Origin of the sequence: Nocardia sp. NBC_01377, from assembly GCF_045040005.1 — a bacterium.
Taxonomy (GTDB): Bacteria; Actinomycetota; Actinomycetes; order Mycobacteriales; family Mycobacteriaceae; genus Nocardia; species Nocardia noduli.
The window spans coordinates 8603559-8617455 of the sequence record NZ_CP109566.1 but is presented as its reverse complement, the minus strand read 5'-3'; the positions used below and the strand labels follow the sequence as shown (position 1 = coordinate 8617455).

General features: G+C 64.4%; 9 protein-coding genes. 7 read left to right on the top strand and 2 right to left on the bottom strand.

The window, feature by feature from the left end:
* Window positions 1-222 precede the first annotated feature (222 nt).
* The 6 genes from OG225_RS39315 to OG225_RS39290 all read left to right on the top strand — a co-directional run bounded on the left by OG225_RS39315 (window position 223) and on the right by OG225_RS39290 (window position 6618).
* Window positions 223-1395, top strand: a complete 1173-nt coding sequence (locus tag OG225_RS39315; protein WP_405179686.1) for a hypothetical protein — start codon at window positions 223-225, stop codon at window positions 1393-1395.
* Window positions 1396-1708: 313 nt separating this feature from the next.
* Window positions 1709-2590: a hypothetical protein gene (locus OG225_RS39310; protein ID WP_405179685.1), complete on the top strand. Its 882-nt coding sequence runs from the start codon at window positions 1709-1711 to the stop codon at window positions 2588-2590.
* Window positions 2591-2603: 13 nt separating this feature from the next.
* Window positions 2604-3821, top strand: a complete 1218-nt coding sequence (locus OG225_RS39305) for a hypothetical protein (RefSeq protein WP_405179684.1) — start codon at window positions 2604-2606, stop codon at window positions 3819-3821.
* 182 nt (window positions 3822-4003) lie between these two features.
* A complete protein-coding gene (locus OG225_RS39300; RefSeq protein ID WP_216914528.1) occupies window positions 4004-5575 on the top strand; it encodes a serine/threonine-protein kinase in 1572 nt (523 codons plus the stop codon).
* A gap of 334 nt (window positions 5576-5909) precedes the next feature.
* On the top strand, window positions 5910-6290 hold the full coding sequence (locus OG225_RS39295; RefSeq protein WP_216914526.1) for a WXG100 family type VII secretion target: 381 nt from the start codon (window positions 5910-5912) through the stop codon (window positions 6288-6290).
* Between the two features lie 37 nt (window positions 6291-6327).
* Entirely contained in the window at window positions 6328-6618 is a 291-nt protein-coding gene (locus tag OG225_RS39290) for a WXG100 family type VII secretion target (RefSeq protein ID WP_216914524.1), read from the top strand.
* 113 nt (window positions 6619-6731) lie between these two features.
* On the opposite strand, the gene OG225_RS39285 is transcribed toward OG225_RS39290, so the two are convergent.
* Both OG225_RS39285 and eccCa read right to left on the bottom strand, forming a co-directional pair.
* Window positions 6732-8174, bottom strand: a complete 1443-nt coding sequence (locus tag OG225_RS39285; protein WP_405179683.1) for a type VII secretion-associated protein — start codon at window positions 8172-8174, stop codon at window positions 6732-6734.
* Window positions 8174-12217: a type VII secretion protein EccCa gene (gene eccCa / locus OG225_RS39280; RefSeq protein WP_405179682.1), complete on the bottom strand. Its 4044-nt coding sequence runs from the start codon at window positions 12215-12217 to the stop codon at window positions 8174-8176. Before eccCa ends, OG225_RS39285 begins: the two co-directional genes overlap by 1 nt.
* A gap of 175 nt (window positions 12218-12392) precedes the next feature.
* Between eccCa and eccD the strand changes: the two genes are divergently transcribed.
* Window positions 12393-13859, top strand: coding sequence for a type VII secretion integral membrane protein EccD (eccD, locus tag OG225_RS39275; protein WP_405179681.1), 1467 nt, complete (start codon window positions 12393-12395; stop codon window positions 13857-13859).
* Window positions 13860-13897: the final 38 nt, after the last annotated feature.

Here is a 13897-nt window from a genome sequence, read left to right as displayed (position 1 = left end):
GAACACTCAGCAGCGTCACCGGGGTTCTGATCGGCCTCGGCACAGCCGGGTCCTGATATCGCGTTGACGTAGGATCTGCCGGTAAGCACAGATAGCGGGGGAGGGTGAAGTTTGCTATGCGATGAACCGGGTGACAACGCCCGGCTCCGACGCTGGCGCGCGGGTGAGTCGGCAATGGGGGAACCGATGAGATTTCGACGCGGACTGGTCACGCTGCTCGCCATGGTGACCGTCGCCGGGGTCGGCTGTTCGGCATCGACCATCACCGGGGAGCCCCGCCCCGGTATGGCCTCGGTCGACGTGGCTTCGCTGAAGACCGGCGCTTACAAGCCCGAACCCAGCGCATACGACCCCATGATCGACACTCCGGGCGAGCTTCGGGCGGTCGAGGCCCGACGCATGCTCAATTACCTCGTTGTCCCCTCCGACATCGACAGCGATATCACCGAACTCAGTGGCACCGAACTGTTCACCACCCCCGAAATGCCATTCATCTTGGAGACTCTTCCGGAGAAATATCGGCCCGTCACCGTGGACAACAACCTGCTGATAGGTGTGTACGTCGTTCGGATCAACAAAGATCTGCGAAGCCGCAAGAAACTGATCATCTCGGTGCTGCGCTTCCCGACCGAGGCTGCCAGCAGAAAGGCCGTCGAACAGTTCGACCAGATCACCAATGCCGACCCCGGACGCCACACGATTCTCGTCGACGGTCATGCGGATGCCAGAACATCCTCGGCAGACGACATCACAGCCGTCTCGTTCATGCCCCATGGTTCATTCGTCATCCTGGTGAATGCCGGTGTCCCCCAGCCGAACCAGACCGCCCTGGCCAGCGTCATCGGAACGACCATCGATCAGCAGGTCGCCCGGTTGGCGCAGTTCCAGCCCACACCACTCGATGACATCCTCGATCTACCGATGGATCAGGACGGCATCATGCGACGCGCGCTTCCCAAAGCTCCCGGTGGTGGCGATCCGTTCTACAACGACGATGACTTCGGCCCTGTGCAGCCGGCAGGCCAACTGCACTTCGAGCGAAATCCCGTCGAGATGAAGCGAGCACTCGAGGAAAGCGGCGTCGATCTCATCGGACGCCGCGGCGGCATCGTCTATCGCACACGCGATCTGTCCGCCGCATTTCATCTGCAATCCGTTCTCGTCAAAGCTGGGAGGAACGACGAGGAACTGGAGCCGCCGCCGGGGCTCCCGGATGCCCGCTGTGTACGAATCGAATTCGTAGACCAGGTGAGACATTTCGATGAACTGTGCGCGGTGGTACGCGGAAGATACGTGGGCGTGGTCGTGGCGAAATCGAGATTCAATGGACGCTCCGACCCTGCGCTGTACAACCGAGCAGCAGCTCAATATGCGATTCTGGCCAGGAGCGAGTAGGGCCGTGGTGCGATTCCGAAACGCCCTCACCGTCATCGCGGTTGCCGTGACTCTTGCGACGGGATGCGGCACCGATCCCGCTCCCGAAACCACCCTGAATGTCGCCGAACTCGATTCCGGAAATTATCCATCCGTCCCGCGAGACCTCGCGGAGTTGCGCGCATCGCAGTACGGGCCGCTCCGAGAAGCCGCTCGGATCGGTGCCGTCACATCGCTCATCATCGAATCGGACGACCGGTTTCCCTTCCAGCGACTGAGCAACCCCGAGCGCAGGTCCGTCCCGGGTGGAGACGCGATACGCGGCCAATACTCGTTGAGCGACGAGGAATTCGCCGAGTTGGCGCAGGGGTTTTCCACCGGTTGGCAGACCAGTGCCGAGCGTCGCAGCCCTGTGTGGCTCGGACGCCAGGTAAGTCTGCAGATCCTTCGATACTCGGATGCTTCCGCAGCCTCTGCCGCTGGGGACAGACTCGCCGAGCGTCAAGCCCGGAATCTGCCCGGTGAATCCCTTCGACTCGCCGACTTCGCACAGGCTCACGTCAAATGGTCACCTAGTCAGAAATATCTCGACGTGTGGTTGGCGCACGATTCTCTGCTGCTGGCTCTACATATCGATGATCCGGTGAGCGAGCCCGCCGAAGCGGCACCACTGCTGGAAATTTCCCACAGAATTCTCGTCGACGAGATCGAAGCACTGAAGTCGTACGCACCGACTCCGATCGCTGAATTCGACTCGATCCCTGTCGACGTCGATGGCCTGCTCAGCCGCACGCTTCCGTTGGAAGACTCCCAGAAACGCATGACGTACGACCAATCGATGTTGTTGTCGGCCCGAGCAGCGCTGCACTACGAAATCCATCCGGCGTCATCGAAGGCCGCGTTCGAGAACTCCGGTGTCGACCTCGTCTCGTTCTCGGGGGGTCGAGTCTATCGAGCGCGAGATGCCGCAGGTGCCGCACGCTTGATGGCGGCGCTCATCGCTCAGAATTCGGTCGGATGGAAACCGATGGACCGCCCGCCGAACATGCCCATGGTCGAATGCTTCGGGACCGAGGACAAGACGATGAATGTCAGCTGGTATCCGCCGGTGTGCTTCGTCCCGATCGGCAGATTCGTTGCCAGAGTGACCGGAAAGAATCCCCAGGAGCTGTATCAGAAAGCGGCGGCACAGTACAAACTTCTGGTCTCGGAGTGATGTGGCGGACTGTATGAAATCCTTTCCAGCACGAACGCTGTGGGTCCTGCTCACCTCCGCGGCACTGGCGCTCGGCACTGCGGCTTGCGGTACCGAGATACCCGGCCACGCGGTTCGAGTCCAGCCCGACACCTCCGGTCTCGACGTCGGCAACTACGAGGTGAAGCCACGCACGGTCGGCAATGCCAAGAACCAGCGGCAGGCCAGAGCGCGTGAAGCGCAAAGACTGGCCGACTTCGTAGCACTCCCCTACGAGGCCGATCCCGCGTATGTGGAGGACGCGTGGTTCGTCCGCACTCACATCGTCCTGAACCGAAAGACGTTGGGCAATCTGGTCATCAACGATACTTTCGATGATGTCGCGAAAGACCTGGTAGCCGGATGGGTCAATGCGTGGTCGACAGGTGGTGCGGAGGACGCCCCACGGCGCACGATGAATATCGCCGTCCTGATGTTCCCGGATGCGAATACCGCGAATTCCGTCGGCCCGATGCTGGAGAACGACGACTTCACCTACAACCGGGACAACGAACCTGTCTCGATCACCAAGCATCCGAACACGAAGGCACACTGGCGGCCCGGAGTGTCGTCCATCGGCTCATGGACCGTCGTCGACAGGTACGTCATCTTCATCAAGGTCGTCGACGACACCTCCGCACCCGATCTACCCGCGCTGATCACACACGTCGAGCGGATGCTCGACGTCCAGATTCCACTGCTCGGCGAATTCCGGCCCACTCCCGGCGCTGACCTCGCCCGGATTCCGCTCGACCCACCGGGCATGGTGGGACGCACCCTTCCCAGCAGCCTGGAATCACCCGTTCGTCCGGAGCCCGACGGCTACTACACCGGCCGCGGCGCCGTCTCGCTGTTCTTGACCGGCGGCGCGGATACATTGTCTTTGCTGAAGAAGAACGAGGTCGATCTCGTCTCGTTCGGCGACGCGGTCGTGTTCCGAAGCAGGACCGTGCGGGGAGCCGAAGCTCTCTGGCAGGAGTGGCGGTCATCGACGAGACGGGAACCGGATCAGACGATCGTCGCATCGCCCGCCGGACTCACGGACCGAGTGGACTGCTTTGCCCAACACACGGGCTCCGATCCCAACAAGTACCTCATCGACAATCTGTGCATGATGCATATCGACCGCTACGTCGTCCAAGCCCGTGGGAAGCAACTACCCGACCTGCATCAGAAGATCTCTGCCCAGTACACACTCTTGACCAGCAGGTGAGATCGCATCGGGCGGCGGTTCCATCCAAGCGACCGAGACATCGATTGCGGCAGCATCCGACGGCGGAACCTCGCGGTCTGCCGAATTCGCGCCGCCGCGAAGTCGAAGACCGAATGATCGCTTGCTAGATTGCACCCGAAGGCCCGCTCGCCGGGCATTCGACATCGTTGAGGAGGTCCCGAATGGCGTTGCGACCCGGCGCAATCGTAGGCGGCTACCGGGTGCTCCACGTACTGGGCAGCGGCGGTATGGGAACCGTCTACTTGGCGCAGAATCCCATCCTTCCCCGCCGTGACGCGCTGAAGGTCCTCAGCGCGGACCTGTCCACCGATCACGAATTCCGCGCGCGATTCGAGCGCGAAGCCAACCTTGCGGCCGGTCTGGATCATCCGAATATCGTCGCGGTCTACAACCGCGGCGAAGAGGAGGGCCAACTGTGGATCGCCATGCAATACGTCGACGGGACCGACGCGGCCGAAGAGGCCAAGGCGAGACCGTCGACGATGACACCGCAGCGCGCATTGCGGATCATTTCCGAAGTCGGCAAGGGGCTCGACTACGCACACAGGCGCGGGTTGCTGCACCGCGATGTCAAACCCGCAAATTTTCTGTTGTCCGCACCCGAACACGGGGACGACGAGCGTGTACTCCTCACCGACTTCGGCGTCGCGAAATCCTCGGAGGACGGCCAAGACCTCACCGCGACCGGTAATTTCATGGCGACGGTCGCCTACGCGCCGCCGGAGCAACTGATCGGAACGAGCCTCGATCCGCGTGCGGACATATACAGCCTCGGATGTTCGTTCTTCAGGCTGCTGACAGGCCAGAACCCCTATCCTTCGACCCTGCCCGCCGTCGTCATGATGGGCCATATCCACGAGCCGCCGCCGAAACTCAGCGCGGTGCGCCCCGGCCTACCCGCGGCTCTCGATGATGTGATCGCCAAGGTGCTGGCCAAGGATCCCGCACAGCGGTACGCGACGTGCCGCGAGTTCGTCGCGGCAGCCGAGGCCGCGATGCACGGGCCACAGCATTTTCGGGCGCCCGACGGGGGTAGCACCACAGATCCGCGCGCGACATACCGGCCGTACCCCACCCAGCCGCAAAGCGAGAGGGACGCGTCGTACGTGGCTTCGGGAAGCGTCGCCTCCGCTACCACCGATCAGCAGCTGGTGACGACGCTGAGGTCGGCCTCCAGCGCGCGGGCTCGGGCCCGTCGATGGCTCGTCGCCGCCGTCGTGGCAATCGTTGCCGCGGCCGCCGTCACGACTGGCGCACTACTTCTCACCAATGGGGATTCATCGTCGAACACCGGCGGTGGCGCCGATTTGGCGCAGGTCCGTAAGTCACACCCGGAATTCGACGGGAAGACGGTGACGGCAATGAATTTCGGAACCGCGACTCTGTCCGTCGCGCTGAATCCAAGTCCACAGGCAAAATTCTTGCAGGACCTCGGGTTTCGATACAGCACCAAGTACAAAGCGGTAGGTGATGAGAACTCACCACGGCAACTGCCGATCGGAACGTCTTCCTCCGAAATCGACTCCGAAGTACTCATCGTGTTTCGTACCGATAAAGAAGCAGGCAATGGCGGGTTCCGCGGATTGCCCACCGGAATATCGTACAGCTCAGCGAAGATCGTGATCATCGACGATCTCGCGACCGTACAGGCATTCCAGGTGTGGACTGATCAATCCGCCGGAACATTGATCGACAGTTTGGTTTCCGCGATCGCGAAGGTTGTCGCGAAGTAGCGGACTTCGCTCGGCACCTTGACAACTCGTGGCGCACAGTGAATTGCACACGAAACGCAGGTAGCGCTGCCACACACCGTTCGGTAGTGTGATGTCCAGCCAGCCCACTCGCCGTTCAGGTGGAGCAAGCAGGGGGAAGGAGGGGAGCGATCGCGCTGGCGGCGACCGACGCGATGACACCGCGGTCGAGATATTCGGGGGAAGTCAGCTAGACCCTCCACCTCGGTGCAGTCCGGTCGACCATGCGCAAGCTTCGGGCCACGACGGAATCCAGAAGATTTCCACGAAATGGATGGAACCGATCGGGCGAGGGGTGCGTCCAACCATATGAACAGTGTCAGCTCAGATTTCGGGCGACGACCACGAGCAGCAGGAGGAAGCCAGCATGGCGGAACAGTTGAAGGCAGACAGTACGGTCATCGCGCAGAAGGCCAAGGAGTTCCAGGCCCAGCACGATAGCTTGATGATCGCCATCAGGACCCTGAAGGCCGACGAGGACAACGTCACGAACGGCGCAAACTGGCAGGGTCAAGCCCGCGACGCGTTCAACTCGTTCATGGAGCGCTACTACTACCAGGCCGACAAGATGAACGACAAGCTCATGGAGACCTCCGAGAAGCTGGTCAAGATGAGCGGCAACTTCCAGGATCAAGACGACACGTTCTCGTCGAAGGTCCAGGCTCAGATCTCCAGCCTCGATCTTCCTCCGGTCTAATTCCTCTCTCTCGAACGATTCGTAAGGAGTCTGAACTATGAGCAAGCCGATCTCAGCCAACTTCTCGGGTGTCGAATCGGGTGCGCAGCAGATCATCAAGCGCGCCGAAGGCATCAGCCAGGATCTCGAAGCCTTCCACAAGAAGGTCGAAGAGTACGTCGCCGTGTACGGAGCCGGTGCCGCCAACGATGCGTTCAGCGAAATGCAGCGGAACTGGGCCAAGCAGGCCGAATCGCTGCAGACGACGCTGAACGGCGCCGCCCAGCTGGTCAGCACCGGCAACTCGGAGCTGCAGAGCACCGACTCCGCTCTGGCCAACCTGTTCTGACGGCTGTCTGTCCTGCGGTATGTGCCCCCGGCGTTATGCCGGGGGCACACGGCTTTTCATGAACGTTTCACCGGTGCGCGGGGCAGCCGTCGGCGAACCGACGAGCTGCGCGTCTACGGCATCACATCGACCGAGGCCGCGAACTTGTCGCAGGTCGTAGCCAGCGCGTCCCACCCGTTCCCGGCGTACTGGCAACCGATGCTCACCTGGATGCCGTGTTCCACCAGTATGTGCCAACGCACGGTCGAACCACCCTCCGGCCGTTCGGTATAGGCCAGCATCGAACGGCCGCCGAAGACGACGTCGCGGCGCAGGTCGCTGATCGTCGGCTTCTGTTTCATCTGGTCCGCCAGATCGGCGGCGATCTGTTCGTATCCGGCGTTCGGGGCGACGGAGCCCTGGATGACGGTGATCCGGAGTTTGGTGCCGTCGAGCGGTGCGAGATCGACGCGGGAGCCGCCCGTGGCCGGGGTGGCCTTCCAGCCGTCGGGGGTCTGGAAACGGATGCGGCCGAACACTTCCGGTGTGGGGCCGGGTGGGGTGGTGGGGGCGGCGATTCTCGGCGGCGTGGACGGGGCGGGGGCCGTCACGGTGCCGGTGGGCGGGGGTGCCGCCGTCGCGTCGTCGTCGGAGCCACCGAGTGCGACGACCGCGCCGATCACCGCGGCGGCGATCACGACGACGGTCGCGACGGCGCCGAGGATGTACATCGTCCGGCGCTGTTTCGGATCCTGTTGCGCGGCCGCGCGTTCGCGCAGCGGTTGCAGCCATTCGTTCGCGGGAAACGCGGGGGCGGGGCGGTATTGGGGTTGCGGCTGTGCGGAGCGAACCAGATCGGCACCGGTCACCGGGCGTACCTCGGCGGCGGGCCCGCATACCTCTTGCACCGAGGACCGGATCGCTTCGAGTTGCGCGGGAGTCGAAACGCCCACTACTCGAACGATATCGACCTGTCGGCCATCCAGGAGTGTGCCGAGCAGCGACGACAGGGCGAGGGCGGCGCGCGGGTCGACACCGAGGTCGGTGACCGCGAGATCCGGTTCGAATTCGCAGGATTCGAGCTGGGGACCGTGCAGGCCGGGTGTCACCGTGGACGCGGTGGTGGTGATCGCGCCGAATTCCAGGACCACGCTGCGCGAGGCGCGGGCGGCCGAGAGGTCGGTGGTCACCGAACGAATGGCCATTTCCTCGAATGTCACCTCGGCGGTGAAGCGGCGGACGGCGGCGTCGACCACCGAACGCCTGCGCCCGCCCCATTCGGTCGGGCAGACCACGGTGACACGTTCGGCGGGCGAGGCGACGCCGAGATTCTCGAAGACCGCGTCGACCACCGCGGCCATGGATTCGACGACGGTGGGCACGCGGGGCAGCAGCGCGATCCGCTCCGCGGGGACGAACTGGACGGCGGAGCTGACCTGGGTGGGAGGGGTCAGAGACTCCCCCACCACCAGATTTCCGTTGCTGCCCAGCACCACCGACGGCGGCACCTCCCAATGGGTGGCGGGGCCGACGGCCCAGACCCTGGTGTCGGTCATGACCAACTCGACGGTCGACATCACTCCGCCGCCGGCATCCAGGCGAGCTGGATCAGTTCCTGCGCGTTACGGGTGATGAAATGACCGCGGCCCGGCGGCAGCGGGCTCGGGCGCACGGTGCCCATCAGCACGCCCTCGTCCTTGTTGCAGCTCATGATCAGACCCGCGGAACCGAGATCCTTCATGCGCGCCATCGTGGCTTCGTACATGGCCCTGGCCGAACCGCCCGAACGCCGCGCGATGATCAGGTGGAAGCCGAGATCGCGGGCGTGCGGAAGGTGTTCCACCAGAACCGATGTCGGGTTGCCCATCGAGGTGGCGACCAGGTCGTAGTCGTCGATGATGACGTAGAGCTCCGGACCGCTCCACCAGGATCGGTCGCGCAGTTGTTGCGGGGTCACGTCGGCGCCGGGCGTGCGCTGGCTGACGTAGGCGGCCAGATCGGCCATGTTCTGGGTGAACTGCGGCGCGGTCGAACCGTATCCGGCGAGGTAACCGTCGGGGACGAGGCCGAGCATGGAGCGCCGGTAGTCGCCGAGGATGATCCGGGCCTGGTTCGGAGTGTTCGACGCCGCGATACCGTCGATGATCGAACGCAGCAGTGTGGTCTTACCGGATTCGGTATCGCCGATGATGATGAAATGCGGGCTCTCGTTGAAGTCGATGAAGACCGGGGCAAGTTCGGACTCGTTGATACCGAGCGGAATCCGCATGGTCTTGACGTTCGGATCGACCTGCGAGGGCCAGTTGCCCACGTGCTGGAGCAATTGTTCGCGGGGCAGTACTTCGGGCAGCATGCGGGCGGCGGGCGCGGCGCGGCCAGGGGTGAGGCGGGCGATGGTCGACACCGCTTCGGCGACGGCCTGACCCAGATTCGTCGGGTCGGAACTGCCGTCGATACGCGGCAGGCCGGTGAGCATGTGCAGGCAGTCCGGTGTCATACCGCGGCCGGGGCGGCCCTGCGGAACCAGTGCCGCGAATTTGCGGCCCAGGTCGGAATCCATCGGATCACCGAGTCGCAACTCGATACGGGTGGCGATCTGATCCTTCAGGGCGGGACGGGCCTCGGCCCAGCGGTTCAGCGCGATCACCACGTGCACGCCGTAGGAAAGACCCTGCACCGCGAGGTTCATGATCGGCTGTTCGAGCGGCTCGAAATCCTGTCGGATCGAGCTGAATCCGTCGACCACCAGGAACACGTCGCCGAACGGATCGTCGTGTGTTCCCGCCGCCGCCGGACTGCTCGACGGGTCCGTGGACCGCAGCCGCCGGAACTCGGACATCGATTCGATGCCGAGCGCACGGAAACGTCCCTCGCGCTGACGCACGATGGTGGTCATCTCCGCGATCGTGCGGCGGACCTTGTCCTCGTCCAGGCGGCTGGCGACCGAGCCGACGTGCGGCAGTCCCTCGAGACTGCCGAGCGTGCCGCCACCGAAGTCCAGGCAGTAGAACTGCACCTGCTCGGCGGTGTGGGTCATGGCCATCGCCATGATCAAGGTGCGCAGCGCGGTCGACTTGCCCGACTGCGGACCGCCGACCACCGCGATATTGCCGCGTGAGCCGGAAAGGTCGACCACGAGCGGGTCACGCCGCTGGTCGTAGGGACGGTCGACCAGGCCGATGGGCGCGCGCAGGGTCGCGGGCGAGGCGTATTCGCCGGTGAGGACCGAACGCGGGATGAGTTGATCCAGGGTCGGCGCCTCGTCGAGCGGCGGCAGCCAGATCTCGTGCGCGGGGCGGCCGTGCCCTCGGATGCGGGAGACCAGCATGTTCAGGTTGGACATCTGGTCGCCGTCGTCGGAATGCTGATCGTCGGGTTCGTGGGTGGGTTCCTGCGGCAGCGGAATCCTGTCGACGGCGCGGAAATCGACGTGGTGCGCGGTGAAGGGCCTGGCCCTGACATCGATTTCGCCGCCGGCGATACCCGCGCTGGTGACCTCGCGCTGCGAGCCGCCGCCGACATAGGGGCCGGAGACGTAGGACGCCTGGAAGCGCTGGATCTCACCGGAATCCGACTTGAGGTAACCACCACCGGGGATACCGGGCAGGTTGTAGGCGTCGGGCACACCGAGCACCTGGCGTGATTCGTTGGCGGAGAACGTCTTAAGACCGATGCGGTAGGAGAGGTGGCTCTCCAGACCCTTCAGCTTGCCTTCCTCGAGGCGCTGGGACGCGAGCAGCAGGTGGACGTGCAGCGACCGGCCGAGGCGACCGATCATGACGAACAACTCCGCGAAATCCGGGTGCTGGGTGAGCAGTTCGGAGAATTCGTCGAGTACGACGAACAGCGCGGGCAACGGATCCAGATCCGCGCCCGCGGCACGGGCCTTCTCGTATTCGGACACGTTGGCGAAATTGCCCGCCTGGCGCAGCACTTCCTGGCGGCGGTTCATCTCACCGGCCAGCGCGTCGCGCATACGGTCGACGAGATCGGCTTCCTCTTCGAGGTTGGTGATGACGGCGGCGACGTGCGGCACGCCGTCGAGACCGAGGAAGGTCGCGCCGCCCTTGAAGTCGACGAGGACGAGGTTGAGCTGATCCGGTGAGTGCGTGGCGAGCAGGCTCAGCACCAGGGTGCGCAGGAATTCCGATTTACCGGAACCGGTCGCGCCGATGCACAGACCGTGCGGGCCCATACCGCTCTCGGCGGCTTCCTTGATATCGAGTTCGACGGGCAGTCCGTCCGCGCCGACGCCGAAGGCCACCCGCAGCCGCTCCCGGCCGTAGCGGGGCCGCCACGCGTGCTCGGGGTTGAAGGTGCCGATATCGCCGAGGCTCATCAGCTGCGACCAGGTCGAGATCACCTCGCTATCGTCGGTTTCGACATCGCTGCTGCGCTGGGTGGCCGCGCGATACGGTGCGAGCCTGCGCGCCACCTGCTGGGCCTGCTGGCTGCTGATCCGGTCGATGAGCGCGAAACGCTCCTGGTTGCCGGTGGCGCCGCGGCCGATGCACTCGCCGTTCTCGATGACCATCTTGATACCGCGCGACACCGCAAGGCGCGGTGCGTAACCGCAGAGGTCGATGATGGTGACACCCTCGAAGCCGGATTCGCGCAGCTGGTCGTCTTCGGCCTCGAGCAGGCCACCGTCGACCACGATGACGATATGGACCAGATTGGCGTTCGCGGGCTGGTTACGGGAGTAGCGGACGCGATTGGCGAGCAACGAATGCAGGCTCGCCATCGCCTCGCGGATCGAGCCGAAGAACATGCGCTGGGAGCCGATCCCGTCCTGCGCGTCCGGATGCTGGGTGTGCGGAAGCCATTTGGTCCATTCCCATTCCCGCGCGGTGTCCGGCCCCGCCACCACGGCGACCAGGACCTGGTCGGGTGCTTGGAACATGCACAGCTGCAACAACATCGCGCGTGTCATGTCGCGGGCCTCGACCCGGTCGCCGTCGAGGGCGATGGTCGCGAAACCCTTGACCGCGATGGCCGTCGGCAGATCCGGCACGGTGGAATGGGCGCGCACGAACCGGCGCAACGACACCGCGGCGATCGGCTCCAATTCCTCGACCGGGCCGGTCTCGGGGGCGACGAGCCTGGTAGCCAGACGCTGACCGCCGATGCCGATGCGGGCGTGGCAGAAATCCTTGTCCCCGGCGCGCCGCTCCCACATGCGGCTGGTCCCGGCCAGCATCCAGATCAGCGCCGGTTCCGGATGACTCCATTCCACCGAAGCGCGCTGCTGGGAGGCGGTTTCGTCGACATCCTTGCGGACCTGGTCCAAATAGCGCAGGTAGTCCTTGCGGTCCTCGTTCGCCTCAGCGGCCTTCGCGCCTTTCCCCCCGCCCTGGCCCGCGAACATGCCCACCATCGAGAACATCATCATGAGCGGGAACATCATGCTCATCGGGTTCGACGCGATACCGCCGCCCTGGGTGAACATCAGGGCCATCATGCCGACCATGCCGATCACCATGACGACCGGCATCATCTTCGATAGGAGGTTTCCGGGTGTCACCCGGGGAATTTCGGGTGGCGGCTGTAATGTGACCTCACCACCGGGCGTACGGGGCATCTCCCGACGGGCACGGCGCTGGAACCGGACAGTACTCATCGGTCGAGAAATCCCCCTTTTGCATGCTGCAACTTCGGGCTCAGTGTAGAGGCCGCTGCCGACATGTCGTACAGTTCGTCCTGCATTCTGCTGTCAGGACGCCGGGGTTCGCAACCTCGCCGCCTCGGGCGCGCGTCAGCGGAAGTACGAGGTAGAACACGAAGTTGGGGGAAGTTTGACGCACGCGCGCCTTGACCACATCGACGAAGACTCCTCCCGTGGGATCGTCCGCGCGCCTGATCTGGCGCGTGTCACTATCCTGGCCAAACACACCCAGGTGGACATGGCCATCCCGGTCGACGTGCCGGTCGCGTTGGTCATCCCGAGCGTCGTCGACATGGTCGCTCAGCACAGCCGGACCAACGATTTCGACAACGAGGGCGAACGTTACGAGCCCGCCGAGTGGGTGCTGGCCAGGATCGGTCAACCACCGCTGTCCAATTCGCTGAGCCTCGGGGAACTCGGCGTACGCGACGGCGAACTGCTGATGTTGGAAAGCGCCTCGCATATCGCGCCGACACCGCTGTTCGACGACATCATGTACAACGTCGCGATCGCCGACGCGGACCACTACCGAAGCTGGACACCGAAAACCGCGAGGCTGACCGGTTCGGTGCTCGCCGCGATCACGATGATCATCGGCTGCCTCGGATTGCTGATGTCGCCGGACGAACTGCCGGTGTGGGTGAGCGGTTCGATCGCGCTCGGCGTCGGAATCCTGCTCGTCGTCGCGGGCATGGTGCTCAGCCGCATGTACGGCGACACCAGGACCGCCCTCGTCCTCGGCGGCTGCGCGCTACCCGCGGCCTTCGCGGCCGGAATGCTCTACGTCCCCGATGATTACGGCTGGGCGCACCTGCTGCTCGGCTCGGTACTGCTCGGCGCGACATCGATTCTCGCCTGGCGCGTCACCGGCGTCGGACTCGCGCTGTTCATCGGCACCGCGACCCTGTCGGTGTACGCCGTTCCCGCGGCCATCGTCGGATTGCTCACCGATCAGCCGGTCAAGGCGATCGGCGCGGTCGCCGCGGCCATCGGCCTGGCCGGACTCTCGCTCTCGCCGCGGATCTCGATGCTGCTCGCGAAATTGCCGCTGCCTCCCGTGCCCTCCCCCGGCACCCCGATCGATCCGACCGAGGACGATCCCGACGATCACCGGGCACTGCCGACGATGGACGCGCTGCGGGTGAAATCCGAGCGGGCCAGGATGTACCTCGCCGGACTGGTATCGGCGACCACGCTGGTCACGGTGGTCGGCGCGCTCGCCGCCACCGACCCGGAGTCGGGTGATCCGTACTGGCAGGGTATTTCGCTCGCGCTGGTCTGCGCCGCCGTGCTGATGTTCCGCAGCCGCACCTACGCGGGCGCGGAACAGGCTGTCGTACTGATCGCGGGCGGCGCGTCCATCGTGCTGCTCATGCTGGTCGGGGCCAGTTTCGAAATGGATATGCCGCTCGGGGTGTTCGGGGTGGCCATGATCATCCTGATCGCGTCGCTGATCCTTGGCATCATCATCCCGAACCAGTCGGCGACACCGCCGATGCGTCGAGGCGTGGAGCTGCTCGAATACGCCTTCGTCGCCGCCGTGCTGCCGCTGGTGTTCTGGGTGGCATCGCTCTACTCCCTCGTCCGCGGACTATGAGTGCGGGCAACGAGCCGAAAGCGATGAGGATGAGCGAG

Excerpts from the sequence above, each read along its gene's own strand:
- OG225_RS39315 (WP_405179686.1), top strand. The coding sequence starts at position 223 with ATGGTGACCGTCGCCGGGGTCGGCTGTTCGGCATCGACCATCACCGGG.
- OG225_RS39300 (WP_216914528.1), top strand. The coding sequence starts at position 4,004 with ATGGCGTTGCGACCCGGCGCAATCGTAGGCGGCTACCGGGTGCTCCAC.
- eccCa (WP_405179682.1), bottom strand. The coding sequence starts at position 12,217 with ATGAGTACTGTCCGGTTCCAGCGCCGTGCCCGTCGGGAGATGCCCCGT.
- OG225_RS39285 (WP_405179683.1), bottom strand. The coding sequence starts at position 8,174 with ATGTCGACCGTCGAGTTGGTCATGACCGACACCAGGGTCTGGGCCGTC.
- OG225_RS39305 (WP_405179684.1), top strand. The coding sequence starts at position 2,604 with ATGAAATCCTTTCCAGCACGAACGCTGTGGGTCCTGCTCACCTCCGCG.
- OG225_RS39290 (WP_216914524.1), top strand. The coding sequence starts at position 6,328 with ATGAGCAAGCCGATCTCAGCCAACTTCTCGGGTGTCGAATCGGGTGCG.